At 61.4% G+C, this 26,787-nt stretch carries 21 protein-coding genes; 6 read left to right on the forward strand and 15 right to left on the reverse strand.

Features of this window, described 5'->3' with window-relative positions; genetic code table 11:
- Nucleotides 1-14: 14 nt before the first annotated feature.
- Nucleotides 15-3,533, reverse strand: a complete 3,519-nt coding sequence (gene smc / locus BMZ36_RS02640; RefSeq protein ID WP_091191058.1) for a chromosome segregation protein SMC — start codon at nt 3,531-3,533, stop codon at nt 15-17.
- A 242-nt stretch (nt 3,534-3,775) separates the two neighbouring features.
- On the opposite strand from smc, the gene dapA reads away from it, so the two are divergent.
- From dapA to BMZ36_RS02655, 3 genes are all read left to right on the forward strand, one after another.
- Nucleotides 3,776-4,651 (forward strand): 4-hydroxy-tetrahydrodipicolinate synthase, encoded by an 876-nt coding sequence (gene dapA / locus BMZ36_RS02645; protein ID WP_091191064.1) that lies wholly within the window; start codon nt 3,776-3,778, stop codon nt 4,649-4,651.
- A 70-nt stretch (nt 4,652-4,721) separates the two neighbouring features.
- Nucleotides 4,722-5,843, forward strand: coding sequence for an NlpB/DapX family lipoprotein (gene bamC, locus BMZ36_RS02650; RefSeq protein WP_091191067.1), 1,122 nt, complete (start codon nt 4,722-4,724; stop codon nt 5,841-5,843).
- A 147-nt stretch (nt 5,844-5,990) separates the two neighbouring features.
- Nucleotides 5,991-8,786, forward strand: a complete 2,796-nt coding sequence (locus BMZ36_RS02655; RefSeq protein WP_091191069.1) for a cation-translocating P-type ATPase — start codon at nt 5,991-5,993, stop codon at nt 8,784-8,786.
- A 47-nt stretch (nt 8,787-8,833) separates the two neighbouring features.
- On the opposite strand, the gene BMZ36_RS02660 is transcribed toward BMZ36_RS02655, so the two are convergent.
- From BMZ36_RS02660 to glyA, 11 genes are all read right to left on the reverse strand, one after another.
- Nucleotides 8,834-9,601 carry a formate/nitrite transporter family protein gene (locus BMZ36_RS02660; protein ID WP_177187749.1) on the reverse strand — a complete coding sequence of 256 codons (768 nt, stop codon included), beginning with the start codon at nt 9,599-9,601 and terminating at the stop codon, nt 8,834-8,836.
- A gap of 129 nt (nt 9,602-9,730) precedes the next feature.
- Nucleotides 9,731-10,216 (reverse strand): phosphatidylglycerophosphatase A family protein, encoded by a 486-nt coding sequence (locus tag BMZ36_RS02665; protein ID WP_091191074.1) that lies wholly within the window; start codon nt 10,214-10,216, stop codon nt 9,731-9,733.
- A gap of 7 nt (nt 10,217-10,223) precedes the next feature.
- Complete coding sequence (gene thiL, locus BMZ36_RS02670) at nt 10,224-11,174, reverse strand: thiamine-phosphate kinase (protein ID WP_091191076.1); 951 nt, start codon at nt 11,172-11,174, stop codon at nt 10,224-10,226.
- On the reverse strand, nt 11,171-11,650 hold the full coding sequence (nusB, locus tag BMZ36_RS02675; RefSeq protein WP_091191079.1) for a transcription antitermination factor NusB: 480 nt from the start codon (nt 11,648-11,650) through the stop codon (nt 11,171-11,173). Before nusB ends, thiL begins: the two co-directional genes overlap by 4 nt.
- A 1-nt stretch (nt 11,651) precedes the next feature.
- Nucleotides 11,652-12,110: a 6,7-dimethyl-8-ribityllumazine synthase gene (gene ribH, locus BMZ36_RS02680; protein ID WP_091191083.1), complete on the reverse strand. Its 459-nt coding sequence runs from the start codon at nt 12,108-12,110 to the stop codon at nt 11,652-11,654.
- 82 nt (nt 12,111-12,192) lie between these two features.
- Nucleotides 12,193-13,287: a bifunctional 3,4-dihydroxy-2-butanone-4-phosphate synthase/GTP cyclohydrolase II gene (gene ribBA, locus BMZ36_RS02685; RefSeq protein ID WP_218142613.1), complete on the reverse strand. Its 1,095-nt coding sequence runs from the start codon at nt 13,285-13,287 to the stop codon at nt 12,193-12,195.
- Nucleotides 13,288-13,404: 117 nt separating this feature from the next.
- Nucleotides 13,405-14,013, reverse strand: coding sequence for a riboflavin synthase (locus BMZ36_RS02690; RefSeq protein WP_091191086.1), 609 nt, complete (start codon nt 14,011-14,013; stop codon nt 13,405-13,407).
- A 3-nt stretch (nt 14,014-14,016) separates the two neighbouring features.
- Nucleotides 14,017-15,123, reverse strand: a complete 1,107-nt coding sequence (ribD, locus tag BMZ36_RS02695; RefSeq protein WP_091191088.1) for a bifunctional diaminohydroxyphosphoribosylaminopyrimidine deaminase/5-amino-6-(5-phosphoribosylamino)uracil reductase RibD — start codon at nt 15,121-15,123, stop codon at nt 14,017-14,019.
- Complete coding sequence (locus BMZ36_RS02700) at nt 15,099-15,815, reverse strand: glutamine amidotransferase (RefSeq protein WP_091191091.1); 717 nt, start codon at nt 15,813-15,815, stop codon at nt 15,099-15,101. Before BMZ36_RS02700 ends, ribD begins: the two co-directional genes overlap by 25 nt.
- Entirely contained in the window at nt 15,812-16,264 is a 453-nt protein-coding gene (gene nrdR, locus BMZ36_RS02705; protein ID WP_091191095.1) for a transcriptional regulator NrdR, read from the reverse strand. The genes BMZ36_RS02700 and nrdR overlap by 4 nt, the downstream gene beginning before the upstream one ends.
- 107 nt (nt 16,265-16,371) lie before the next feature.
- Nucleotides 16,372-17,619 (reverse strand): serine hydroxymethyltransferase, encoded by a 1,248-nt coding sequence (gene glyA / locus BMZ36_RS02710; protein WP_091191096.1) that lies wholly within the window; start codon nt 17,617-17,619, stop codon nt 16,372-16,374.
- Nucleotides 17,620-18,191: 572 nt separating this feature from the next.
- On the opposite strand from glyA, the gene BMZ36_RS02715 reads away from it, so the two are divergent.
- From BMZ36_RS02715 to BMZ36_RS02725, 3 genes are all read left to right on the forward strand, one after another.
- Nucleotides 18,192-20,354, forward strand: a complete 2,163-nt coding sequence (locus BMZ36_RS02715; RefSeq protein WP_091191098.1) for a YgiQ family radical SAM protein — start codon at nt 18,192-18,194, stop codon at nt 20,352-20,354.
- Nucleotides 20,355-20,523: 169 nt separating this feature from the next.
- Nucleotides 20,524-21,990, forward strand: a complete 1,467-nt coding sequence (locus BMZ36_RS02720; protein ID WP_373277398.1) for a protein adenylyltransferase SelO — start codon at nt 20,524-20,526, stop codon at nt 21,988-21,990.
- Nucleotides 21,991-22,060: 70 nt separating this feature from the next.
- Nucleotides 22,061-23,158 carry an alkene reductase gene (locus BMZ36_RS02725; protein WP_091191105.1) on the forward strand — a complete coding sequence of 366 codons (1,098 nt, stop codon included), beginning with the start codon at nt 22,061-22,063 and terminating at the stop codon, nt 23,156-23,158.
- A gap of 250 nt (nt 23,159-23,408) precedes the next feature.
- Here BMZ36_RS02725 and glgA read toward each other — a convergent pair whose 3' ends face one another.
- From glgA to glgC, 3 genes are all read right to left on the reverse strand, one after another.
- Entirely contained in the window at nt 23,409-24,848 is a 1,440-nt protein-coding gene (gene glgA, locus BMZ36_RS02735; protein WP_091191380.1) for a glycogen synthase GlgA, read from the reverse strand.
- 44 nt (nt 24,849-24,892) lie between these two features.
- A complete protein-coding gene (locus BMZ36_RS02740) occupies nt 24,893-25,177 on the reverse strand; it encodes a CC/Se motif family (seleno)protein (protein ID WP_091191109.1) in 285 nt (94 codons plus the stop codon).
- A 335-nt stretch (nt 25,178-25,512) separates the two neighbouring features.
- Nucleotides 25,513-26,775, reverse strand: a complete 1,263-nt coding sequence (glgC, locus tag BMZ36_RS02745) for a glucose-1-phosphate adenylyltransferase (protein ID WP_091191112.1) — start codon at nt 26,773-26,775, stop codon at nt 25,513-25,515.
- Nucleotides 26,776-26,787: the final 12 nt, after the last annotated feature.

The raw sequence follows: 26,787 nt of genomic DNA on the forward strand, positions 1-26,787 counted from the left end.
GTTATTCCGGTCCATCAAACAGTTGCGGGCTCGCGCATGGACAGCGCCTGCTCCACATCCACCGCCACCACGCGCGAAACACCCTGTTCCTGCATGGTCACGCCCACCAGATGCTGCGCCATTTCCATCGCCAGCCGGTTATGGCTGATAAACAGAAATTGCGTGCGTTCGGACATTTTCTTCACCAGATCGCAATAACGCAAGGTGTTGGCATCATCCAGCGGAGCATCCACCTCGTCCAGCAGGCAAAACGGCGCGGGGTTGAGCCTGAACAGGGAGAATACCAGACTTAGCGCTGTCAGTGCTTTTTCACCCCCGGAAAGCAGGTGGATCGTGCTGTTCTTCTTGCCCGGAGGCTGCGCCATGATCTGCAGGCCGGCATCGAGAATTTCCTCGCCGGTCAGGATCAGTTCGGCATGCCCGCCACCGAACAGGGTCGGGAACAGCTCCTGCAAACTGCCGTTCACTGCGTTGAACGTTTCGGACAACAGCGCGCGCGTTTCGCGGTCGATGCGGCGGATCGCGTTTTCCAGCGTTTCCATTGCCGTGAGCAGGTCGGCAGCCTGGCTGTCGAGATAGGTCTTGCGTTCGCGCGCGGAGGTCAGCTCTTCCAGCGCAGCCAGATTGACCGCGCCCAGCCCGTTGATCGCTTGCGTCAAGCGGCCGATCTCGCCCACCAGCGAGGAAATTTTCAGTCCGCTACCCAGCAGCGGGCGCAGCGCTTCCTCGTCGACACCGGCCTCGGCCAATTCCTGGGCAAAGCGCTCGACAGCCAGACGCGCTTCCTGTTCCTTGAGACGTTGTGCATTGACCGCTTCGCGCGCGGGTTCGAGCGTGGTTTCCAGCAACTGCTTCGCCGCCTCGCGTTCGCGCAACTGGTTCTGTGCACCGTTGAGCGCATCGCGTGCAGCAGCCAGCGCCCTTTCCTTCTCGCTGCGCTTGTCGACGGCGGCCTGAAAATCGACGTCGAAATCGCCCTCGTCGATGCCATCGAGCTCGACCAGCAAGGTTTCCAGCCGTTCAGTCAGCATCTCTTGCCGGTGCGCAAATTCCCCGTCACGCTGCGCCAGCTCCCGAAGGCGCGCTTCAGCAGCTTGCACGGCAAAACGCGCTTCCTGCGCGTGTCGTTCGGCCTGGCGCAGCTTGCTGCGCTGCAATTCGCATGCCGCTTCAATTTCGGCGCGCGCCAGCCGGGCGTTTTCCAGTGCTTCGGCCAGCGGTGCAGTTTCTTCCGTTGCCAGCTGCAACGCTTCCTCGCATTCCAGCTTCGCGGCGGTTTCTTCCTCAAGCATCCCGACAACCGACAGCAGCTCCTCTTCGACTTCGCCGCGCCGCCGTTCGGATTGCAGCGCCATTTCCTGACGGCGCGAATGTTCGCGTTCGGTCTGCGCAAGCTTCTGCTGCATTTCCAGCTGCTCGCGACGCGTCACGCGCAGCGTGGCTTCCAGCCTTCCAAGCTGCTCGCCCGCAGCCTGCGCAGCCACTTTGGCCTCGGCCAGCAAGGGGTCGACTTCCGCCAGCCTTGTCTCACACTCCCCCAGTTCGCGTCGACACGCGACCAGACCGGCCAGCGAGCCGCTGCCCGCGTGGTAATGCACGCTGTTGCGGCTGGCAAGATGTCCTTCAGGCGTGACCAGCCAAGCGCCCGCAGGCAAGCTACGACGCAAGGTTTCAAGCTCGCCCGGTTGCGCGCAGTAAACATGGGAGAGCCAATCGGACAATGCAGCGGCAACGGCGGGATGAGAGGAAACGACGTGATCGCGCAGCAACGCATCCTGACCGTCATTCCCGCGCAGGCTGGAATCCAGTTTTTCGAGTTGTCCCACGAAGGAACCCACCACCACCGCGCTCGCCGGCGCAGCTTCGCCAGGCAACGCATCGGTCACCCGGCCCTGCAACCGCATGCCGAGCACAGCCTCCAGCGCGGTTTCCCAGCCGGATGCGACCTCGATCAGTTCGAACACGCGCGGCGCATCGGAAAGCCCCTGCGCACGCAGCCAGCCGTCGAGCGCGCCTTCGTCACCGGCGATCAACAGGTTTTGCAACGCTCCGATGCGTGCCGTCAGCCCGGCTTGTTCCAATGCCAGACGCTCGTTTTCGCTGCGCGCGCGTTGCTGTTCAATACGCCCGGTCTCGATCTGCGCTTCAAGCGTGCAGACCTGTTGTGCGACCTCTTCGGCAGCAAGCGCAATTTCCTCGCGCTCCAGCGCCAGCGCTTCGAGTTGCGGATCGACCGCATCATCCGCCAGGCGTTCCCGGTCGGCCAGCAAGCGCTCATGGCGTTGCTTCAGCGTTGCCAGCGTGCGTTCGTGGTGTTGCAATTGTTGTTGCGCCAGTTGGGCCGCGCTACGGCTCTGGCTCAGGTGATCGCGCGCGGTCTGGAACGCGGCATCCGCTGCTCGCAATTCGTCTTCGAGCTCGGGCAGGCGCTGGCTTTCCTCTTCGAGCGCCAACGCGGCCTCTTCGCTCGCAAATTGCGCTTCCTCCTGCCGGACCTGCCAAGCTTCCTGCTCGGCCAGCGTTTCGGCATGATTGCCTTGCAAACGCACGATTTCGCCCCTGGCTTCCGCGACTTGGCCATTGATGCGTTCGCGCGTCTGGCGCAGGTGCAGAAGTTGCTGTTCGAGCCGCGCCACGCCGGCATTGGCGTCGTACAGTTCGGCCTGCGCGTTGTGGACCGCATCGCTGGCGGCATAGTGCGTCTCGCGCAAGGTTTCGATTTCGGCTTCCAGCGTACGCAGTTCGGCGACCTTGCCTTCCAGCGCGTTCTGCGCCGTGTCGATCGCGTGCCGGGCAGCCTCGGCCTCCCGCGAAGCATCGACCTTGCGCTGCAGTGCCAGCAGGTTCTGCTTCTCGGCAATGGCTTCCTTGAAACGGTGGTATTCGGCAGCGACTTCGGCCTGGGTCGAGAGCTTTTCGATCTGACCGTCGAGCTCGAGCCGGATATCGTCGACCCGCGCCAGGTTGTCGCGCGTATCGGCAATGCGGTTTTCGGTTTCGCGCCGCCGCTCCTTGTATTTGGAAACGCCGGCAGCTTCTTCGAGGTAATGGCGCAGCTCTTCGGGCTTGGCCTCGATGATGCGGCTGATCATGCCCTGCTCGATGATCGCGTAGCCGCCCTTGCCCACCCCGGTGCCGAGAAAAAGATCGGTGATATCGCGACGGCGCACCTGCAGGTTGTTGATGTAGTAGGAAGATTCACCCTGGCGCGTAAGCACGCGCTTGATGGCGATTTCGGCGTATTGCGACCACTGCCCTGCCGCGAGCCCAGCGCTGTTGTCGAACACCAGCTCAACCGAGGCGCGACTCACCGCCTTGCGTGTGGACGAGCCGTTGAAGATCACGTCCTGCATCGATTCGCCGCGCAACTGCTTGGCCGACGATTCGCCCAGCACCCAGCGCACGGCATCGATCACGTTCGACTTGCCACAGCCGTTCGGCCCGCACACGGCCACCAGTTGCCCCTGGGTGGCAATGGTGGTCGGGTCCACGAAGGACTTGAAACCGGCGAGTTTGATATGGGACAGGCGCACGACGCGGTTCGGGATCGGGAAAAGCAGGGATTTTACCCGAGTTTCGAGTCAACCCGGAGTCACCACAGCCTATGTAGTCAGTCACACAGATTCTGCTATGTTCGGCACGCCTCGCATCCACGCAAACCTGCGTGACTGACTACTAGAGTAAAAACCGGCAAAACTCAGCGGGCGCGTTCCCTGCCCCAGCCCATTCGGTTAGAATCGTGTTTTGTGATTGTCCAACACGGAAACTTCCGCCCATGCTGACCGGTAGTCTTGTCGCACTCGCCACGCCCATGTTCGAAAACGGCGACCTGGATTTTGCAACGCTGAGAAAGCTGATCGACTGGCACATCGAACAGGGCACTGACGGCCTCGTGGCCGTTGGCACCACTGGTGAATCGCCCACTGTCGATGTCGATGAACACCTTGAGATCATCCGGACTTTTGTCGAGCAGGCTGCCGGACGCGTACCGGTGATCGCTGGCACGGGCGCCAACTCGACCCGTGAAGCCATCCATTTGGCCCAGCGCGCCAAGGACATCGGCGCGAATTACTCGCTCTCGGTCGTTCCGTACTACAACAAGCCCGGCCAGGAAGGTCTCTACCAGCACTTCAAGGCTATCGCCGAAGCGGTGGACATCCCGACCATTCTCTACAACGTTCCCGGCCGCACGGCTGCGGACCTCTCGAACGATACCGTGCTGCGCCTCGCAGAACTGCCGAACATCGTCGGCATCAAGGACGCCACCGGCAATCTGGATCGCGCCGTGGACCTGGTCAGCCGAGTTCCGTCCGATTTCGCACTGTACAGTGGCGACGATGCCACCACCATGGCCTTCATCCTGCTCGGCGGTCACGGCACGATCTCGGTCACTGCCAACGTGGCCCCGCGCCTGATGCACGAGATGTGCGTGCTGGCACGCCAGGGCAAGATCAACGAAGCACGCCTCATCAACGATCGCCTGCAGTATTTGCATCGCAATCTGTTCGTGGAAGCCAACCCGATTCCGGTCAAGTGGGCCATGGCCGAACTCGGCCTGCTCGGCAAGGGCATCCGCCTGCCGCTGACTTGGCTTTCCGAGGCCAATCAGCCCGCGGTGAAAAAGGCGCTCGTCAAGGCCGGCCTGTGCTGATTCACGCCGAAGCTGTGAGTGAAACATTTTTCACGCATAATGACCCCCTGTTTTTGAAAAAGCGCAGACAATGAAAGCATTCCGTCTTGTTCCCATCGTGCTGGCCCTCGTGCTCGCCGGCTGTTCCTCCGACGACCTGCTGTTGCAACGCCGCGTGGATTACCGTTCCGGAAGCGACAACCTTTCCAAGAATCCGCTGGAAGTCCCACCCGACCTCTCCGCGCCGGCCAGCAAGAGCACGTTGAGCTTGCCGCCCCGCGCCACGCTGGTCGCTGCTGCCAGCGCCACGGCCTCCCAGGTTTTGCCAGGCAGCACCAAGGCCAAAGTGGTCACGGCGGGCGGACAACGCTGGCTGGTCGTGCGCGGCAAGCCGGAGAAACTCTGGAACGAGATCCGTGAGTTCTGGATCGCCAACGGCTTCCTCATCACCGTGGACAACCCCGCCGTGGGCATCATGGAAACGGACTGGCTGGAAAACCGCGCCAAACTGCCGCAGGATGCGCTGACCCGCCTGCTCAACAAGGTTTCCAGCCGTTTTGCCTCGACCGGCGAACTCGACAAATATCATGTCCGCATCGAGCGCGGCACGGAACTGGAAACCACCGAGATCTATGTCACGCACCGCGGCATGATTGAAGCCTACCGTGACGATGGCTCGACCCAGTTGCGCAACACGACAGCTCATGTCGATACCATCTGGAAACCGCGTCCCTCCGATCCCGTTCTGGAAGCCGACATGCTCGCACTGATGTTGCAGCACTTCGGCATGGACGAGCAGACGGCGCGCGCCACGGTCAAAACGCCAGCAGAACAACTGACCCGCGCCGAACTTTCCGCAGACGGCAAGTCGCTCAGCGTGTTCGATTCGTACGACCGCGCATGGCGGCGTGTTGGTCTTGCAATCGAGCGCTCCGGCTTTGTCATCAACGATCGCGACCGCACCAAGGGCGTCTATTACGTCCGCCGCGCCGATACCGACATCGCCAAGGAAGAAACCACCAACTATCTGGGCAAGCTGGCCTTCTGGCGCAAGAACGATGCCGACAAGAAATTGGCAGCCGAAAAACTCGAATACCAGTTGCAGATCAAACAGGAAGTCAACCGCTCTGTGCTCACGCTCAAGGCCAAGAATACCTCCGATCCGGCGCTGGAAAAGCAACTCATGGATGCGCTGCTCAAGCAGCTCAAGTAAGCAATCCTGTATCAGGACCAAAACGGCGATCATGGATCGCCGTTTTTTGTTGTTTGGCCCCGGTTTACTCCGTTAACTTCCCTCTCTTTTTCGAATCCATTTTCCATAATTGAAGAACAGTGTTCCAAGCCAGCAGAGGACAAGACATTGGCCCAGACCCAACTCCCCCTCCCGCCCTACCGCCTTCCGGTTGATGCCATACAGGAATCGGCACAAAGCAACCTTGCATCGGGACTGAGTACGACCGAAGCCAACCACCGCCTGCAGATTGACGGCCCGAACGAACTGCCCGCAGCGCCCCCCGTTCCCGGATGGATTAAATTTCTGCGCCAGTTCACCGATCCGCTTACCGTCTTGCTGTTATGCGCAATGGGCATTTCGCTGCTGGCCTGGTTTATCGAGGGCGAAAGCGGCCTGCCCTACGAAACCATCACCATCCTGATCATCGTACTGCTCAATGCCACGCTGGGGTTCATGCAGGAGCGCCGTGCCGAAGAAGCCGTCGCGGCACTGCAGGCCATGTCGGCCCCCACGGCGAGCGTGCTGCGCGACGGCGAACAGCAAGCCATCGCTGCGCGTGAAGTGGTCACGGGTGACATCCTGCTGATCGAGGAAGGCGACACGTTGCCAGCCGATGCTCGCGTCATCGAATCCATCTCGCTGCGCGTGGCAGAAGCTGCGCTCACTGGCGAAAGCGCTCCGGTCAGCAAGGATCCGCAGCCGATACAGGAAGAAGCCGGCATCGGCGATCAGGAAAACATGGTTTTCAGCGGCACGGCGGTCACGTCCGGCAGGGGACGCGCCCTGGTCGTGGCCACGGGTGCGGACACCGAAATCGGCCGCATTGCCGGATCGCTGCACGCCACGCAAGATGAACCGACGCCGTTGCAAAAGGAGCTCGCCAAGGTTGGGCATTTCCTAGGACGGTCCGTCATCGCAATTGCACTGGTGATGGGGCTGACGCTGCTCTGGATTTACCGCGCCGAGCTTTCCCTGGGCCACTTCGTCGCGATCCTGATGTTCTCGGTTTCGCTCGCCGTCGCCGCCGTTCCGGAAGGCTTGACCGCGATCAACACCATCATTCTTTCGCTCGGCATGGCGCGCATGGCCAAGCGCAACGTGATCGTGCGCAAGCTCAACTCGGTCGAAACACTCGGCTCGACCACCGTGATCTGCTCGGACAAGACCGGCACGCTCACCCGCAACGAAATGACCGTGCGCTCGGTCATCGTCGCAGGCGAACGGGTCGACTTCAGCGGCATCGGCTACGAACCGTCCGGCACCTTGCACCAGCAAGGCCAGCCCTTGAGCGACCCGGTCAGGGATGCGGTCGAGCGTGCGCTGCACACCGCGGAGCTCGCCAACAATGCAAAACTGATCGAACAGGACGGACGCTGGAGCATCCAGGGCGATCCAACTGAAGCCGCGCTGATCGTCGCCGCGCGCAAGGCCGGCATCACTCGGGCGCAACTCGATGCACGCTACACCCGGATCGGTGAAGTACCCTTCTCGTCCGAGCGCAAGATGATGAGCACCGCGCAACTGGATATTTATCACGCCGGCCACATCCGCATGACGAGCAAGGGCGCGCCCGACATCCTGCTGTCGCGCTGCACGCACGAATGGATCGACGGCGAAGACCGCCCGCTTACGCCAGAACGGCGCACCGCGATCCTGACCAGCATCGAAGATCTGGCGCAGGAGGCATTGCGCACGCTCGGCGTGGCCTACCGCCTGCTGCATCGCGATGCACTGACCGGGAACCTGTGCGAAGAGCACGAAAACGAGATGGTTTTTCTCGGCGTCATCGGCATGATCGATCCGCCGCGCCCGGAAGCCGCCGCCGCCGTTGCGGAAGCCCGAGCCGCCGGCATCCGCCCGATCATGATCACCGGCGACCACCAGATCACCGCCGCCGCCATCGCTATCGAGCTGGGAATCGTAGAAAAAGGCGCGCATGCTGTCACCGGTGCCGAACTGCAGCGCATGAATGACAAACAACTGCGGCAAACGGTCAAAACGTGTTCGGTCTTTGCCCGCGTGGCCCCCGAACACAAGCTGCGCATCGTCACCGCACTGCAGGCCGAAGGCGCCATTGCCGCGATGACCGGCGACGGTGTGAACGATGCGCCAGCACTGAAGAAATCCGACATCGGCGTCGCGATGGGCATCACGGGCACCGACGTTTCCAAGGGCGCGGCCGACATGGTCCTGACCGACGACAACTTTGCCTCGATTGTCGCCGCGGTCGAGGAAGGGCGCACCATATTTGCCAACATCCAGAAATTCCTGCGCTTTTTGCTCTCCTCGAACATCGGCGAAGTATTCTTCATGTTCTTCGGCGTACTGCTGGCCGGCGTGATCGGGCTCAAGCCGGAAAGCGGGCTGGGAATCACCGTGCCGCTGCTGGCGGTACAGATCCTCTGGGTCAACCTGCTGACCGACTCCGGGCCGGCATTGGCACTGGGCGTCGACCCCGTCGATCACGATGTCATGCGGCAAACTCCGCGCGACCCGAGAACCAACATCATCACCCCGGCCATGTGGCTGGACATCATGCTGGTGGGGATCATCATGGCCATCGGCACGCTAGCCGTGACCGACTGGGTTCTGCCCGGCGGGCTGATTCCGGGCGGCACCGGCAACATGGCCCGCGCCCAGACCATGGCATTCAACACGCTCGTGTTCTACCAGCTTTTCAACGCCTTCAACGCCCGCTCGGAAACACGCAGCGCCTTCCACGGCGTGTTGCGCAACGGCTGGCTATGGATAGCCATCGCCATCGCCATCCTGCTGCAGATCGCCGTGATCCATCTGCCGTTCCTGCAGACAGCCTTCAAGACCGAAGCCCTGACGGCGCAGGAATGGGTGATCAGCATCGTTACGGCAAGCAGCGTGTTGTGGCTGATGGAGCTGAAGAAGCTGTACTTGCGGCGGCAGTAAAAACAGAAAGGGGCGCAACATGCGCCCCTTTCCTGTCCCGCGAAAAATCAGGCGTTTTCTTCCCGGTTGATGTAGCTGAACGGCAATCCCACGAACAATGCGCCGCCAACGATGTTGCCCAGCGTGCTGAATGCCAGGTTGTAGAGTGCTTCTTCCAGCCTGATCTGGCCGTTACCCAGAAGGGACATGGAGAATGTACCCATGTTGGCAATCGAGTGCTCGAAGCCCAGGTAAAGGAAGATGAACACGACCAGGATCATGATGGCGATCTTGGCGATGTCTTCCTTGCAGCGCAGCGCCAGGCGCACGGCAAGGCAAACGATCCAGTTGGCCAGCACACCCTTGTAGAAGATGACCGATGCGGTCTGGTGAACCTTGTGGGCTGCACCGCTATACAGCGCATGATCCAGCGGCAAATCACCCAGGGCATGGGCACCGTACAGCAGCAAAGCCACCAACCCAGCGCCGGCAAGATTGCCAACATAGCAGGCGATCCACAGCAGGACCGTCGAACCCCAACTGGTCCGCCCTTCTGCGGAAGACACCGCCAGATACATGTTGTTGCTGGTAAAGAGTTCGGCATTGGTGAAGACGATCACCGACAAACCCACGCCGAAAAAGGCCGAGGCGATTACTTTTCCGAAGGGCGAAGCGTGCAGGTTGTGCAACAGCGCCCAGAATACGAACACCACGATTGAGAGGTACATCCCCGCCAGGATCGAGCGCAGCAGATAGCGGCCGGGATCATGTTGCAGCAGGGACAACTTGCGCACGCCGCTGTCAGCAGCCTTTTCAACCAGCGGACGATCAATCATGGGCTTACCCTCCCGAAAAGAAGGCCGCATTAAATCACGGGCATATTTTTGCTGCTATGCAACAAATACACACCTTCCCGATTAACGAGACCTGTCACCACCCCGACACAAAACCCGACAAGCTGGAATCTACTGAAATAGAATCCTGATGCCGAGTATGGCATACAGCGCGGCCACGACGTCATCCAGCATTACCCCAATACCGCCCGGCACGCGCGCATCGAGCCAGCCGATCGGCCAGGGTTTGACGATATCGAACAGGCGAAACAGCGCGAAAGCCGCCCCCCAGCCAGCAAGCGTCGCCGGGGTGAAGGCCAGCACCAGCCACATTGCCACGATTTCATCGACCACTACGCCGCCGAAGTCGGGCACGCCCAGATCGGAGCAGGTCTTGCCGGAAGCCCACGCGCCCAAAAAAAACAGCGGCAGGCACAGCAGTGCTATCCATAGCGGCGGCAGGGCAAAGTTCAGCAACGCATAGAGCGGCAGCGCAGCAAGCGTTCCCCAAGTGCCGGGTGCCTTGGGAGCAAGTCCACTGCCGAATCCCAGCGCAATGAAATGCGCCGGATGCGACACAAGAAAAGCCACATCGGGCTTGGATACAGGTCCGTTCATGGAAAACTCAAGAAAAATGATCGAAACCGGCGCGCGCCAATTCAAGGCGCAAGCCGTCTTCGCGGCATACCCGTACACCATCGCCCTCGGTCAGGCTGCCGATGCGCGCCAGCGCCATGCCGAGATCAAGCCCAAGCGCTTCGATCCTGGATCGCGATGCGGCAGGCGCCGTGAAGCACAGTTCGTAGTCGTCGCCGCCCGCCAGGATGGCTTCTTCAAGCAGGGTTTCCGGCAAGCAATCCAGTTCGCGGGGATAAGGCACTTCAGGCAGCATGATTTCCGCGCCACAGCCGGAGCGCTCGCAAATATGCCCCAGATCGGCCACCAGCCCATCGGAAATATCCAGCGCCGCACTCGCGAGGCCACGCAGGCGCACTCCCAGTTGAACGCGCGGCACGGGCAGATCGAGACGAATCTCGCATTGCCCGCGCAGCTTGGGCGGCAATTCAACCCGCCCCAGGCGGTGCATGACCGCCGCCGCCGCCGCGCCCAGCGGGCCGGAAACCCAGACATCGTCGCCCGGTTTGCCGCCGCTTCTGAGCAAGGCTTGACCGGCCGGCACCTCGCCGGCGATCTGGATCGAAATCGCCAGCGGACCGCGCGTGGTATCGCCACCGACCAGCACCACGCCGTATTCGTCGGCCATCTCGCGCAAGCCGAGGCTGAAACTGCCAAGCCAGTCCACGTCGATTTCCGGCAGCGCCAGCGACAGCGTGAACCACTTGGGCTCGGCGCCCATAGCCGCCATGTCGGACAGGTTGACTGCCAGCGCCTTGCGCGCGAGGCAACCCGGATCGGCATCGGCGAAGAAATGCCGCCCCTCGATCATCATGTCGACCGACACCGCGAGTTCGCGGTCCGCGGTCAACGGCACCAACGCCGCATCGTCGCCCACCCCGAGCCAGCCCGCCGGAGCGGGCCAGTCGAAATAGCGCGCGATCAGGCCGAATTCGTTCACTGACGCTTGTTCCGCGCGGCCTCGACTTCGGCATGACGCGCAATCGCCGCCAGCTTGTCGAGCACGCCGTTCACGAACTTGTGACCGTCGGTGCCACCGAAAGTCTTGGCGAGTTCGATGGCCTCGTTGACGATCACCGGATACGGCGTTTGCGGCATGTGCAGGATTTCGAACGCGGCAGCGAACAGAATCGCCTTTTCCACCGGGCTGACTTCAGCGAAATCGCGGTCGACGTGCGGCTTGAGCGCCTCGCTCAAACCAGCCGATTCCTTGACGGCACCGAACAGGATGGCGCGGAACAGGTCACTGTCGGCCCGCACGAACGAAGTCGAGCTATCCCGCAGGAAACGTTCGATGCTGCCGACGGTATCCTGGGCCAGCAGCCATTGATAGAGGCCCTGCACGGCAAATTCGCGGGCACGGCGGCGCGCCGATTTGACCGGAGCCTTGGGTTTGTTTTGCTGTTGTTCGGCCATGTTAGCGGATCACCTTGAGAAGATTGGCCGTTTCCACGGCAACGCGGGCGGCATCGCGCCCCTTTTCGGTCATGCGGACTTCGGCTTGCTCGTCGGTCTCGGTCGTCAGGATGGCATTGGCCACCGGAATACCGTGATCCAGCGCGATCCGCGTCACGCCAGCGCCGGATTCGTTGGAAACCAGTTCGAAATGATAGGTTTCGCCGCGAATCACCGCGCCCAATGCGATCAGGGCATCGAAGCGCTTGGTATGCGCGAGCTTCTGCAACACCAGCGGAATCTCCAGCGCACCGGCCACCGTGCCGAGCCAGACATCCTGTTCTGCCACGCCCAGCGCCTTGAGTTCGGCCAGGCAGGCGTCGCGCAAGCCCTCGCAAACCGGCGTATTGAAGCGGCTCATCACCACGCCGATCTTCAGGCCCGCCCCGTTCAGATTCGGGGCAATCGCATTGATTGTCATGTTGTTTCCTTCAGTCAAAGATCATTGAATAGGACGGGTTCAGCCCGTCAAGCTTGCAAAAATTCCTGGCGAAAACGCAGCGTTACGGCGCCAGAAAACCCGTAATTTCCAGCCCGAAGCCGGTCATGCTCGGGATTTTGTTTTCGCGCGACATCAGGCGCATGCGCCCGACGCCCAGTTCCTTGAGCATCTGCGCGCCGATACCGTAGGTGCGCAAATCCCACTTGTGCGGGGTTTGCAGCCCCAGTTCCGGCAAGGCGCGTGCGCAGATGTCGTTGCCACACTCGTCGCGGTGCAAGAGGATCACTGCGCCCTTCCCTGCCTCGCGGATTTTCTCCAGCGTCTGCGATACGCTCCAGGTATGCCAGGATGCGCTCAGATCGAGCCAGTCCATGACCGAAAGCGGCTCGTGCACACGCACCAGCGTTTCCTCCGCGCCAACGATGTCGCCCAGCGTCAGCGCCAGATGGCAGCCTTGAGTCATCTTGTCGCGGAATACATGCAGGTCGAACTCGCCAGCGAAAGTCTGCACCTTGCGGCTGCCGACGCATTCCACCAGCGTTTCGGTACTGCTGCGGTAGTGGATCAGGTCGGCAATCGTGCCGATCTTGAGCCCGTGTTCGGCGGCAAACACCAGGAGCTCCGGCAGGCGCGCCATCGTGCCGTCATCGTTCATGATCTCGCAGATCACGGATGCAGGCGTAAGGCCGGCGAGCTGCGCCAGATCGCAGCCTGCTTCGGTATGCCCGGCGCGCACCAGTACGCCGCCCGGCTGCGCCATCAGCGGGAAGATATGCCCCGGCTGCACCAGATCGGCCGGCTTGGCATGATAGGCCACGGCCTTCTTGACGGTGAGTGCGCGGTCCGCTGCGGAGATGCCCGTCGAAACGCCCTCGGCCGCTTCGATCGACATCGTGAAATTGGTGCCGTGCGAAGAGCCGTTGTTCGACACCATCAGCGGCAAGTTGAGCTGTTGGCAGCGCTCGCGCGTCAGCGTCAGGCAGATCAGGCCGCGGCCGTATTTGGCCATGAAATTGATCGCTTCCGGCGTGACGAAATCCGCAGCCAGAACCAGATCGCCTTCGTTTTCGCGGTCTTCCTCGTCGACCAGAATCACCATCTTGCCGGCCCGCAGGTCGGCGACGATTTCCGAAACCGGTGAAATGGACACGGTCATAAAAACTCCTTGAAATTGATTTCACCACAGAGCCACAGAGATCGGGAGAAAACCCAAACAAACAACAACGAACCAGCTCGCTTGAACTCTGTGCCCTCTGTGTCTCTGTGGTGAATATTAATTTTGTAGATTCAACATGCGTTCGACGTAGCGCGCGATGAGGTCGATTTCCAGGTTCACCCGATCGCCCACTGCGATCTCGCCAAGGCCGGTCACCGACAGCGTATGCGGAATCAGGTTGATCGAAAACTCGCAGCCATCGGCCACGTCGACCACCTGGTTGGTCGTGAGCGATACGCCATTCACCACCACCGAGCCCTTGACCGCCAGATACTTGGCCAGCTCTTTCGGCGCGCGCACCACGAGGTTGCGGTTCTCGCCCACGGGATCGAAAGCCACCACGGTTCCGACGCCGTCCACGTGCCCGGAAACCAGATGCCCGCCAAGCATGTCGCCCAGCCGCATCGCCTTTTCCAGGTTCACCTTGCGCCCGGCCTGATCCAGCCCGGCGGTGCAGCGCAGCGATTCATCAGAAACATCGATGCGGTAACGCCCGCCCTCCAGTTTCTCAGTGATGGTCATGCACGCGCCGTTGTGGGCGATGCTGTCGCCCAATCCCATGTCGGATTGATCCAGCTCCGGCGCCGCAATCGTCAGGCGCACGCCGCCGGGAAATTTTTCTACGGTTTCGATCAGGCCCACAGCCTGGATGATGCCGGTAAACATTGTTTATTCCTCCATACCGAAGCGCAGCGCCCATTTCAAATCGGGGCCAACTGCTTCTTTTTCGACCCGTGTCGGGCACAATTTTTCGGTCAGGCTGGCCAATCCCAGATTTGCCACACCCTTCGCCGGATCGCCGATCAGCACCGGCGCCTGGTAAATCACCCATTCGTCAACCAGCCCGGCCCTGGCAAACGCACCGGCCAGTTCGGCACCGGCCTCGACGGTCACTTCGTTGCAGCCGCGCCGACCCAGTTCCAGCAGCAAAGCCATCAGATCGACACGGCCATTTACCGGCAAGCACATCACTTCCGCCCCCGCCGCTTCGAGCGCTGTGCGGCGAGCGGCGTTTTCTTCCGCACAAACAACCAGCACACCGGGCGTCTGCAACAATTTGGCCGAAGGCGGCATGCGCAGGCGGCTATCCAGCACCACGCGCAAGGGTTGGCGGCCGATAGCGAAATCGCGCACCGTCAGTTGCGGATCGTCCGCCAGCACGGTGCCGATGCCGGTCAGCATCGCGCATGAACGCGCCCGCAGCTTCTGCACGTCGGCCCGCGACTCGGGGCTGGTGATCCACTGCGACTGGCCGTTCGGCAAGGCGGTGCGGCCATCAAGGCTGCAGCCGGTCTTGATCCGCAACCATGGCCGATCGCGCGTCATGCGGCTGACAAAGCCGATGTTGAGTTCACGCGCCTCGGCCTCCAGTAAACCGCTTTCGACCGCGATTCCTGCAGCCGCCAGCCGGGCCAGCCCGTTGCCGGCCACTTGCGGATTCGGATCCTGCATCGCAGCGACCACGCGCGCGACACCTGCCGCAATCAGCGCATCGGCGCACGGCGGTGTGCGGCCGTGGTGGCTGCAGGGCTCCAGCGTCACATACGCCGTCGCGCCGCGTGCAAGTTCGCCGGCGGCACGCAGGGCATGCACCTCGGCATGCGGCTCTCCGGCACGTTCATGCCAACCTTCGGCGATGATCTTTCCGTCCCGCACAATCACGCACCCGACGCGCGGATTGGGCGTGGTGGTATACAACCCGCGCGCGGCCAGTTCGAGCGCGCGGCGCATGAACGGTTCGTCGGGCAGACTCACGCCAGCTCCGTATCCAGCCATTCGGCCAGACAGGCTCGTGCCTGTTGCGTCAGCCGCTCGCCCATGGCGTGGCTTTGCTGGCGCAACGATTGCAAATCCATTTTGATGGCGTTCAATTCGCCAGCATGGCCGATCAGCCATTGCTCGACGCGCGCATGGTCGAATTCCGGGTGGCACTGGAAAGCCAGCGCCTTTTCACCCCAGGCGTAGACCTGATTGGGATAGAGCGCGCTCGATGCCAGCAGCGTCGCGCCGTCGGGCAAATCGAAGGTGTCGCCATGCCAGTGCAGCATGTCCGTGAGTTCGCCGGCCAGATGGCGCACGGGCGAAGCTTTGCCGGCTTCGGTCAGCGCAAGCGGCGCCCAGCCGATTTCCTTGCCGTATCCCGGATAGACCTTCGCCCCCAGCGCCGCCGCCATCAGTTGCGCACCAAGGCAGATACCCAGCGTGGCGCGCCCCTGGCGCAGCCAGTCGCCGACAACCTCGATTTCCTCCGCAAGCCACGGATAGGCCGCGGTTTCGTAAACGCCGATGGGGCCGCCCAGCACGACCAGCAGATCGCCCTGACCCGCTTGCGACAACCCGGCCAGCGAATCCACGCCGGCTTCGAGATAGCGAACCGCCAGTCCACGCTCTGCAAACAGAATGGAAAGCGAACCGAGGTCTTCGAACGCCAAATGGCGGATGACCCAGACCACACGCGATGCACTCATTCCCTGGTTGCCTCCTTGATGGCGTCGCGAAAATCGTCCAGATCCTGGAAGCTGCGATACACCGAGGCGAAGCGCACGTAGGCCACCTTGTCGAGCTTGGCGAGTTCCTTCATCACCAGCTCGCCGATCTGGCGCGACGGGATTTCGCGCTCTCCGGCCGAGAGAATCTTGTGGATGATGCGCTCAATCGCCTCGTCGACCAACTGCGTCGGCACCGGGCGCTTGTGCAGCGCGCGCTGGAAGCTCACCCGCACCTTGTCGCGGTCGAACTCGACGCGCTGGCCGTTCTGCTTGACCACTTGCGGCATGCGCACTTCGGCGGTTTCGTAGGTGGTGAATCGTTTTTCGCAGGCGGTACAGCGGCGGCGGCGGCGAATGGCATCGCCTTCTTCGGAAACGCGGGAATCGACGACCTGGGTATCGGGAGAACCACAGAAGGGACATTTCATGGGAGCAACTCCCCGGGATCAAAGAACGAGATAAACGGCAAGTGGGGAGTGGTTAGTCGGGAGTGGCAAAAAACCACTCTCTACTCCCCATTCCCCACTCCCGGATTTTAGGCGCCGTAAACCGGGAACCGGGCAGTCAGCGCCGTCACCTTGGCCGCGACAGCAGCAATATTGGCCTCGTCTTCCGGCTTGTCGAGCACATCGGCAATCAGGTTGGCCACCAGAATCGCTTCTTCTTCCTTGAAGCCGCGCGTGGTGATGGCCGGGCTGCCGATACGGATGCCGGAAGTCACGAACGGGCTTTCCGGATCGTTCGGGATCGAGTTCTTGTTGACGGTGATGTGCGCCTTGCCCAGCGCAGCATCGGCAGCCTTGCCGGTCAAGCCTTTCGGGCGCAGGTCGACGAGGAACACGTGCGATTCGGTACGGCCGGAGATGATGCGCAGACCGCGTTCGGCCAGCGTCTTGGCCATGGCATCGGCATTCTTGCGAACCTGTTCCTGATAGGTCTTGAATTCCGGCTCCATCGCTTCCTTGAACGCGACAGCCTTGGCGGCGATCACGTGCATCAGCGGGCCGCCTTGCAGCGCTGGGAACACGCTGGAATTCAGTTGTTTCTCATATTCGGCCTTGGCCATGATTACGCCACCGCGCGGACCGCGCAGCGTCTTGTGCGTGGTGGAGGTCACGAAATCGGCATGCGGCACCGGGTTCGGATAAACACCAGCCGCGACCAGACCGGCATAGTGCGCCATGTCGACCATGAAATAGGCGCCAACTTTTTTGGCAATCTCGGCCATACGCGCCCAGTCAAAACGCAGGGCATAGGCAGAAGCGCCGCCAATCAGGAGCTTCGGCTTGTGCTCCAGCGCAATGCGCTCCATCTCGTCGTAATCGATTTCTTCTTTGTCGTTGAGGCCGTAGGGGATGATATTGAACAGCTTACCCGACAGGTTGGCCGGCGAACCATGAGTCAAATGGCCGCCATGGCCCAAGTTCATGCCCATCACAGTATCGCCCGGCTTCAGGAAAGCAAAGTAGACTGCCTGGTTGGCTTGCGACCCGGAATGCGGCTGTACGTTGGCATATTCAGCACCGAAGATCTGCTTCAGGCGATCAATGGCAATCTGCTCGACTACGTCCACATGTTCGCAACCACCGTAGAAACGCTTGCCCGGGTAACCTTCTGCATACTTGTTGGTCAGTTGCGAACCCTGTGCTTCCATCACGGCGGCGGAAACATAGTTTTCGGAAGCGATCAACTCGATATGATCCTGCTGGCGAACACACTCGGCCTGCATGGCTGCAGCGAGTTCAGCATCGTATTTGGCGATAGTAAGAGACTTGGAGAACATGGCGAAGTCTTGAGTGGTTGATTGTGAAGCGCGGATTTTAGCATGCCATATCACAATTCCGGATGTGAGAAATGCTCCGCTGTCGATGAAACGGCTTCATGCCCCAGGGAAAGCCCCTGCAATTGCAACGAAGGCGCATGGCCGCGCCCTGTGGCGTCCGAAATGGACCTGTGCAGACCAGCCCTGGAGCCTATGCTGAATTTTTGTGCAAATACGGCTGAGACCAAATTACCAAAGCGCGAACTGCGCCGTTGGCGGTCGTAAAAAATCTCGATGCCCTCCCCAAATCGATGCTCCGCCCGCCCAGTCAGTCGACACTTCCCCTCGACGACATGGGGCCTGCATACCCAATTGATCAACCAGTTTGCAGCAGCAATGTGAACAATACATGGCGGCCTCGATCCGAATGCAGAATCAACCCCACTGGTGGCCATTTCCATTTCACCGTTTTCCAAAAGACTTGGCTAACCAGTTCCTCCACTCAGCCACTAACCCACTGATAAAACAAGTTTTACCAGGCAACAAAACCGCAAGGGCGCTATAATCGCGCCCTTGCTTTTTGAGTTTCCCCCATGCAGCCCGCCAAGAACATTTTCAGCTACCGCAAATACTGGGCCAGCCGCTTCGGCACCGCGCCGTTCCTGCCCATGAGCCGCGCAGAAATGGATGCGCTCGGCTGGGATAGCTGCGACGTGATCCTGGTGACCGGCGATGCCTATGTCGACCACCCGAGCTTTGCCATGGCGATCATCGGCCGCCTGCTGGAAGCGCAGGGGTTCCGCGTCGGCATCATCAGCCAGCCGGACTGGAAATCGGCAGACGATTTCAAAAAACTCGGCAAACCCAACCTGTTTTGGGGCGTGAGCGCCGGCAACATGGATTCGATGATCAACCGCTACACGTCGGACCGGAAAACCCGCTCCGACGATGCCTACACGCCCAACGCCGAGCCCGGAAAGCGCCCGGACCGGGCCGTGGTGGTGTACTCGCAGCGCTGCCGCGAAGCGTTCCCCGATGTGCCGATCCTGATCGGCGGCATCGAAGCCAGCCTGCGCCGCATCGCGCATTACGATTACTGGAGCGAAAAGGTACGCCGCTCGGTACTGGTCGACTCCAAGGCCGATCTGCTGCTCTATGGCAACGCCGAACGCGCGCTGGTCGAAATCGCGCACCGCATCGCCCGCAAGGAGCCGGTGAGCGAAATCACCGACGTGCGCGGCACCGCGTTCATGCTCAGAAAATGGCCGGAAGGCTTTGCCGAGATCGATTCGACCGATCTCGACCGGCCGGGCCGCATCGAGCCGCACATCAACCCGTATGCCGAAGAGCCGGCACAGGCCACCACCGATCCCGGCACGCAGCCGCTGCGCTTCGTTCCCAAGCCCCGGCTCGACCGAAGCCACTGCGCCGTCCGCCTGCCGAGCTACGAGCAGGTCTGCAACGACCGCGTGCTGTATGCTCACGCCTCGCGCGTCATGCACCTCGAACTCAACCCCGGCAACGCCCGGGCGCTGGTGCAGCGCCACGGCGAGCGCGATGTCTGGATCAACCCGCCGCCGATCCCGCTGACCACGCCGGAAATCGATGGCGTGTTCGACCTGCCCTACCAGCGCATTCCGCACCCGTCCTACCAGGGTGCCAAGCTGCCGGCCTACGAGATGATCCGCTTCTCGGTCAATATCATGCGCGGCTGTTTCGGCGGCTGCGCCTTTTGCTCGATCACCGAGCACGAAGGCCGCATCATCCAGAACCGCAGTGAGGAATCGATCCTGCACGAGATCGAAACCATCCGCGATACCGTACCCGGCTTTACCGGCATCATCTCCGACATCGGCGGCCCCACGGCCAACATGTACCGGCTGCACTGCAAAGACCCGAAGATCGAATCTGCCTGCCGCAAGTTCTCCTGCGTGTTCCCCGGCATTTGCAAGAACCTCAACACCGACCACGCGCCGCTGATTGCGCTCTACCGTAAAGCACGTGCGCTCAAGGGCATCAAGAAGATCCTGATCGGTTCCGGCGTGCGCTACGACCTCGCCGTCGAATCGCCGGAATACGTCAAGGAACTGGTCACCCACCATGTCGGCGGCTACCTCAAGATCGCCCCCGAGCATGTCGCCGAAGGCCCGCTTTCCAAGATGATGAAACCGGGTATCGGCACCTACGACAAGTTCAAGCTGCTATTCGACAAGTTCTCCAAGGAAGCGGGCAAGGAACAATACCTGATCCCCTACTTCATCGCCGCGCATCCGGGCACGAACGACGATGACATGCTGGAGCTCGCGCTCTGGCTCAAGAAGAACGGCTTCCGCCTCGACCAGGTGCAGAACTTCCTGCCCAGCCCCATGGCGCTCGCCTCGACCATGTACCACAGCGGCAAGAACCCGCTCAGCCCGGTCACCCACGATTCGGAAGAGGTCTTCACCGCCAAGAAAGCTGTCACTCGCCGCCTGCACAAGGCCTTCCTGCGCTACCACGATCCGGAAAACTGGCCACTCTTGCGCGAAGCCCTGCAACGTATGGGCCGCCGCGACCTGATCGGCAACGGCAAGCATCATCTGGTGCCATGGTTCCAACCCGCCGGCACCGGTCAGAAAAGCGAAGGCGCCCGCAAACCCGAACCTCGCCCCGCCGGCGGCAAGGCACTGGCCCGCCCGGTCGGAACCAAAACACCGCCGCGCAGACCGCTGGCCGGCAAGCCGGCAGGGAAACCGGCGGGGAAGCGCAAGCCGTAGATACAAGCCGAACCTGCCCTGATTCCGTTCATGACAAGTCTAACGAACCATGAGCGGAATCGACTCCGCTGCTCGTACCAGATTTACCCCCTTGCATCCCCAAACAATGCCCGCATATATATCCGAGTAAAATACTCGATTAATAGTGCAGATGCGGCTTGTCTGCCGGATGCCCATGCCTCACACACTGCATCGATTCGTTCCTTATTCGCGCTTTGGCACATTGCCAGAGGCGCTCTATACCCGTCTTTCGGCCACGCCGGTTCGTGCACCACGCCTGCTGGCGTGGAATGCCCCATTGGCAGCGCATCTTGGCTTTGAACCCGATCCGGCCGCGCAGCCCCATCTGGCAGAAATTCTGGCCGGCAACCGGCTGCCAGAGTCGGCCAGCCCGTTAGCCAGTGTTTATTCCGGGCATCAGTTCGGTTCCTATGTGCCGCAACTGGGTGACGGGCGCGCGCTGCTGATCGGGGAACATGCCACACCGGATGGCGAGATTCTGGAGCTCCAGCTCAAGGGCGCCGGCCCGACGCCGTATTCGCGCGGGGCAGACGGGCGTTCGGTACTGCGCTCGGCCATTCGGGAATATCTGGCTTCGGAAGCCCTGCATGGTCTGGGCATTCCGACCACGCGCGCATTGGGGCTGGTCGGATCGGACGACATGGTTCTGAGGGAAGCCCCGGAGCCGCTGGCAGTCCTGTTGCGGGTAGCGCCCAGCTTTGTGCGCTTTGGCCATTTCGAGTTCTGCTACTGGTCGGGCGACCATGCCACGTTGCGCCAGTTGGCCGACTGGGTGATTGAACACTTCTACCCGGCCTGCCGGGATGATCCGGCCCCCTATGCCGCACTGTTGCGGGAAGTCAGCGAACGCACCGCAGCGCTGATCGCCCGTTGGCAGGCGGTCGGGTTCTGCCATGGTGTGATGAACTCCGACAACATGTCGATTCTCGGGCTCACGCTCGATTACGGTCCTTTCGGCTTTATGAATGGCTTCAACGCCCAGCACATCTGCAACCACTCCGACACCCTCGGTCGCTACGCCTACCACCGCCAACCGGAGATCAGTCTGTGGAACCTGTATTGCCTGGCGCAGGCGCTTACCCCGCTATGCGAGCAAGATGCGCTCAACGACGTACTGAAAGACTACCAAGCCGTATTCGAAGCCCGCTACGGAGAGCAGATGCAAGCAAAACTGGGTCTGAAAACCTGGATGGAAAGCGACTGGGAACTTCTGGGCCGCTTGCTGGTTCTGCTGCAGCAATCCGGCACGGACTGGACGATTTTCTGGCGCGCGCTGAGCCAGCTGGATACCGCTGCGTCGCGGCTGCGGGACATGTTTATCGACCGCGAAGCCTTCGATGCCTGGACGCAGGATTATCTGGCCCGACTGGAATTGGACGGTACTCCCCGTGAGGACCGTGTTGCGCGCATGAATACTTGCAACCCGGTCTATGTACTACGCAACCATCTGGCCGAAACTGCCATCCGCAAGGCACAGGACGAACAGGACACCAGCGAAATCGAACGTCTGCGGCGCTGTCTTTCCGAGCCTTTCCGCGAACAAGCGGAATTTGCCGATTACGCGCTTCCGCCACCGGACTGGGCCAGCGAAATCAGCGTCAGTTGCTCGTCGTAAACCCGAAAACAAGCTTCATAAGCCGGCTCCACAGCCTATGATCTAAACATCCCTATCCAGGAGAATACCCATGCCGCTCGATCACCTGTTTTCCCCTCTTTCTTTGGGAACCGTTTCGCTGAAAAACCGCCTGATCATGGCGCCGATGACCCGCTCGCGCGCAGGGCAGCCGGGCGACGTACCCACGTCGCTCAATGCGGAATACTATGCCCAGCGCGCCGGGGCAGGGCTGATTGTCACCGAGGCTTCGCAGATTTCCCGGCAGGGGCAAGGTTATGCCTGGACGCCGGGCATCTATACCGATGCGCAGGAAAAGGGCTGGAAGGGCGTAGTCGATGCCGTGCATGCCAAGGGCGGTAAGATCGCCTTGCAGTTGTGGCATGTCGGGCGGATTTCGCACCATCTGCTGCAGGCCAACGCCGTAGCGCCCGTTGCCCCCTCGCCCGTCCGCGCCGAGAATTCCAAAAGCTTTGTTGTTCTGCCAGACGGGACGCCTGCCAATGTGCCCTGCGATGAACCGCGCTCCCTGTCCAGCGCCGAAATCCCCGGCCTGATCGACGATTTCGTGCGCGCTGCGCGTCGTGCCCGCAGGGCCGGATTTGATCTGGTCGAGGTGCATGCGGCCAACGGCTATCTGCTGAACCAGTTCCTTTCGCCCAACACCAACCAGCGCACCGATCAGTACGGCGGCGATCTGGAAAACCGGGCACGGCTGGTATTGGAAATCATCGACGCCATTGGTGAAGAAATCGGCTTCGACCGCATCGGCGTGCGCCTATCTCCGGGCGGAGTTTTCAACGACATGGACGATCCGCAGAGCGAGGACATGGCGCTGTATCTGGGCAGTGAATTCACCCGGCGCGGTTTGGCTTACCTGCACATCGCCGAGCCGGACTGGGCAGGCGGGCAGCCCTTGAGCGCCGAATTCCGTCGCGATTTGCGCCTGGCCTTCCCCGGTTGCCTGATCTACTGCGGCAACTATACGGCAGAAAAAGCCGAAGCGGTCATTGCCGCCGGGATCGCCAACGCGATCGCGTTTGGTCGCCCCTTCATCGCCAACCCCGATCTTCCCAGGCGGTTCCAGGAAAACGCGCCGCTCAATACACCCGATCCCGACAAATTCTACGGCGGCGGTGCCGAGGGTTACACAGATTACCCGACGCTTTGAATGGCTCGCATGAAAAACCCGGAGCGCTCAAAGCGCTCCGGGTTTTTATTTTCGCAACAATATCCAGGCAAAGCCGAGGTGGCTTTAGAACCTGTTTACGATCTATGGCGAGAAACCATCAGCGGGGTGAAGAGCAGCGCAAAAACCGGGGTGCACAAGGAGTACATGAGGATTCCGAGCAGCACATGAGCCCCGATCACGGTTTCGCAGCAAGAGCGTGAACAGGTTCTTACCCGTTGCAGAACACAAATCAGGTGGTCGCCAGCAACGCCCTATACAACCCCGCATACTCCCTCGCCGCATGATCCCAGCCGAAATCCATGCCCATCGCCCGGCTGCGCACGGTTTTCCAGTCCTTGGGGCGCGACCAGAGCGCAAAGGCGCGGCGTACGCCTTGCGTGAAGCCATCCACGCTGAATTCATCGAACACCATGCCGGTCGCCGTGCCCGCATCAAGATTTTCCAGGCTGCAATCGACCACGGTATCGGCCAAGCCGCCCACCCGGCGCACCAACGGCAGGGCTCCGTATTTCAGGCCGTAAAGCTGGGTCAACCCGCACGGTTCGTAGCGGCTGGGCACCATGATGACGTCGCTGCCGGCCATGATACAGTGGGCATAGTCTTCGTCATAACCGATGCGCACCGCCACGTTGGCCGGATCGGCTGCTGCGGCGGCGCTAAATGCCGCTTCCATCTGAGCATCGCCGCTGCCGAGCAATGCCACCTGCCCGCCGCGCGAGGTGATTTCTGCCAGACCGGCCAGCACCAGATGCAGCCCTTTCTGCTCGGTCAAGCGGCTGACCACGGCAAACAGCGGTTTGTCCGGCGTCACTTCCAGACCGCATGCCTCCTGCAATGCAGCCTTGCACTTGGCTTTGCCCGCGATCCGTGCCGCGCTGTAACGCGCAGGAATCAACGCATCGTTTGCCGGGCTCCAGACCGAATCGTCCACGCCGTTGAGGATGCCGGACAGCACCGGACTGCGCCCGCGCAGCAAGCCATCCAGCCCGCACCCCTGCTCCGGCGTGGTGATTTCCGCCGCATAGCTGGGCGACACCGTGGTGATGCGGTCGGCAAAGAAAACGCCCGCTTTCATGAAGGAAAGTCGACCGTGATACTCCACGCCGTGCACATCGAAGAAATGCGCGGGCAAGGCCAGTTCGGCATGGAAGCTCGCCGGAAATATGCCCTGATAGGCGAGGTTATGGATCGTGAAGACCGACTTCGCCGGGCGGCCCATGGCGGCAAGGTAGGCCGGAGCAAGCCCGGCATGCCAGTCGTGGCCGTGAACTACCTCGGGGCGCCAATGAGGATCCAGCCCGTTGGCCAGCAGTGCCGCCACCCAGCCGAGCACGGCAAAGCGCTGGGGGTTGTCGGCATAGGCGATCTGGTTGGCGTCGTGGTACGGATTGCCGGGGCGGTCATAGAGGTGCGGCGCGTCGATCACATACAAGCTCAAACCATCCGCCGTCCGCCCGTGCAAAAGCCGGACAGGGCCGGCAAACGTTTCCAGTTGCCCTACCTCGCCCGCATCGTGCAGGCCGGACAGGATGGCCGGAAACCCCGGCAGCAGCACTCGCGCTTCGACACCGTGACGCGCAAGCGCCAGCGGCAGCGCCCCGGCCACATCGGCCAAGCCTCCGGTCTTGAGCAAGGGGAAAAGTTCGGAACAGACATGGAGAATGCGCATATTCATGCTCGTATGGAATGAGAAATTTTTTTGAAATTGGCTTGCTACAACAAGCGCCAGCCGTCCACGTAAAGCCACTCGAAGCCGAGCATGCCTTTGCTGCGGATGGTAAGCGGGTGGAGCAGATTCAAACATTTGGGCATGTACACGACCACGCCCTGAATCGTTTGCACGGAATAATCCGCAGGCCGCTGCGGCTCGCCAAAGCTGACCGAAGGCGCTTCGGTGACTTCGATGCAACAGCCGTTGATCGATGGTGGAACGCCGATCGTGATCGGCAACTGCTTCTTCTTGATCAGCGCCAGTGCATCATCTGAAATGGTCAACATCTTTTCTGTCCTTCAGCCCTAATACCGCTCTCTTAAGCCAAGTGAACGGCGTTTTTCTTGATCAGCGCTGCATGCAGCACACCCCGCCCTGGAAGGCGCCGAGAAGCACAGCAAGGCGCGGGAATTCGGCGAGCACTGTTTGAGGCCGCAGGCCGAGTTGCGCAGCCGCCGCGTCTTGCGAGCATCGCAGGGAACCCCGCAGGGGCGCCGGAATGGGCTCGCCTAGGGGTGAAGGGGATTTGGCGAGACAAATCCCTTTCCCGTCTGCCGGGCGGAACCGGCCCTAAACTCCGCGCCGCAGGCGCATGAAAATCCTTAAAGTGAACGGCATTGCCTCAGCCCAGTTTCTTCAGCATCTCCGCCGTAATCAGCACCACACCATTATCGGTGCGATAGAAACGTCGGCTGTCTTCCTCGGCGTTTTCGCCGACGATCAGGCCAGGCGGTATCTCGCAGCCGCGGTCGATCACGCAGCGCCGCAGCCGGCAGCCGCCCCCGATCGTCACGCTGGGCAGGATCACGGCCGAATCGACGGTGCAGAACGAATCCACGCGCACCTTGGAAAACAGCACCGAATTGAGCACCAGCGAGCCGCAGACGATGCAGCCGCCGGAAACCAGCGAGTTGAGCGTCATGCCGTGCGAGCCGTTGATGTCCTGCACGAACTTGGCGGGCGGCAACTGCTCCTGGTAAGTCCAGATCGGCCAGGAGCGGTCGTAGACGTCCAGCTCCGGCATCACCGACGCGAGATCGAGGTTCGCCGCCCAGTAGGCATCGACCGTGCCGACATCGCGCCAGTAGCACTGGCTGCCGTCGCCGCTCGTCACGCAGGACAGGCTGAAGGGGTGGGCAAACGCCCTGCCCTCGCTCACCGCCTTGGGAATCAGTTCCTTGCCGAAATCATGGTTCGATTGCGGGTCGGCCAAGTCTTCATCCAGCAGGCGGTACAGGTATTGGGCGTTGAATATGTAGATGCCCATCGAAGCCAGCGATACATCCTCGCGCCCCGGCATGGCGGGCGGATCGGCCGGTTTTTCGACAAAGGCCGTGATCTTGCGCGAATCGTCGACAGCCATCACGCCGAAGGCGCTGGCTTCCGCACGCGGCACTTCGATGCAGCCGACGGTGCAATCCGCGCCCAGCTCCACATGGTCGAGCAGCATGCGCGAGTAATCCATCTTGTAGATGTGGTCTCCGGCCAGGATCACGATGTATTCCGGGCCATAGTCGCGGATGATGTCGAGATTCTGGTAGACCGCATCGGCCGTGCCGCGATACCAGTGTTCTTCGTCCACGCGCTGCTGTGCGGGCAGGAGGTCAATGAATTCGTTGGATTCGCTGCGCAGGAAGGACCAGCCACGCTGCAAGTGACGCAGCAGCGAGTGCGATTTGTATTGCGTGACCACCCCGATGCGGCGGATGCCTGAATTGATGCAATTGGACAGCGCAAAATCCACGATCCGGAACTTGCCGCCGAAATAGACCGCCGGCTTGGCCCGGTTGTTGGTGAGATCCTGCAAGCGGCTGCCGCGCCCTCCGGCCAGCACCAGCGCCAGCGCCCGCTTGGGCAACTGGCGCGCCAACATGGCTTGTTCCATGATTTCCCCTCC

It is taken from the genome of Formivibrio citricus, from assembly GCF_900115065.1.
Classification (GTDB): domain Bacteria; phylum Pseudomonadota; class Gammaproteobacteria; order Burkholderiales; family Chitinibacteraceae; genus Formivibrio; species Formivibrio citricus.

Coding starts and splice junctions, on each gene's coding strand:
- dapA (WP_091191064.1), top strand. CDS start 3,776: ATGCTGACCGGTAGTCTTGTCGCACTCGCCACGCCCATGTTCGAAAAC.
- bamC (WP_091191067.1), top strand. CDS start 4,722: ATGAAAGCATTCCGTCTTGTTCCCATCGTGCTGGCCCTCGTGCTCGCC.
- BMZ36_RS02660 (WP_177187749.1), bottom strand. CDS start 9,601: ATGATTGATCGTCCGCTGGTTGAAAAGGCTGCTGACAGCGGCGTGCGC.
- BMZ36_RS02665 (WP_091191074.1), bottom strand. CDS start 10,216: ATGAACGGACCTGTATCCAAGCCCGATGTGGCTTTTCTTGTGTCGCAT.
- nusB (WP_091191079.1), bottom strand. CDS start 11,650: ATGGCCGAACAACAGCAAAACAAACCCAAGGCTCCGGTCAAATCGGCG.
- ribH (WP_091191083.1), bottom strand. CDS start 12,110: ATGACAATCAATGCGATTGCCCCGAATCTGAACGGGGCGGGCCTGAAG.
- ribBA (WP_218142613.1), bottom strand. CDS start 13,287: ATGACCGTGTCCATTTCACCGGTTTCGGAAATCGTCGCCGACCTGCGG.
- BMZ36_RS02690 (WP_091191086.1), bottom strand. CDS start 14,013: ATGTTTACCGGCATCATCCAGGCTGTGGGCCTGATCGAAACCGTAGAA.
- ribD (WP_091191088.1), bottom strand. CDS start 15,123: ATGGCTGGATACGGAGCTGGCGTGAGTCTGCCCGACGAACCGTTCATG.
- BMZ36_RS02700 (WP_091191091.1), bottom strand. CDS start 15,815: ATGAGTGCATCGCGTGTGGTCTGGGTCATCCGCCATTTGGCGTTCGAA.
- nrdR (WP_091191095.1), bottom strand. CDS start 16,264: ATGAAATGTCCCTTCTGTGGTTCTCCCGATACCCAGGTCGTCGATTCC.
- glyA (WP_091191096.1), bottom strand. CDS start 17,619: ATGTTCTCCAAGTCTCTTACTATCGCCAAATACGATGCTGAACTCGCT.
- BMZ36_RS02715 (WP_091191098.1), top strand. CDS start 18,192: ATGCAGCCCGCCAAGAACATTTTCAGCTACCGCAAATACTGGGCCAGC.
- BMZ36_RS02720 (WP_373277398.1), top strand. CDS start 20,524: ATGCCCATGCCTCACACACTGCATCGATTCGTTCCTTATTCGCGCTTT.
- BMZ36_RS02725 (WP_091191105.1), top strand. CDS start 22,061: ATGCCGCTCGATCACCTGTTTTCCCCTCTTTCTTTGGGAACCGTTTCG.
- glgA (WP_091191380.1), bottom strand. CDS start 24,848: ATGCGCATTCTCCATGTCTGTTCCGAACTTTTCCCCTTGCTCAAGACC.
- BMZ36_RS02740 (WP_091191109.1), bottom strand. CDS start 25,177: ATGTTGACCATTTCAGATGATGCACTGGCGCTGATCAAGAAGAAGCAG.
- glgC (WP_091191112.1), bottom strand. CDS start 26,775: ATGGAACAAGCCATGTTGGCGCGCCAGTTGCCCAAGCGGGCGCTGGCG.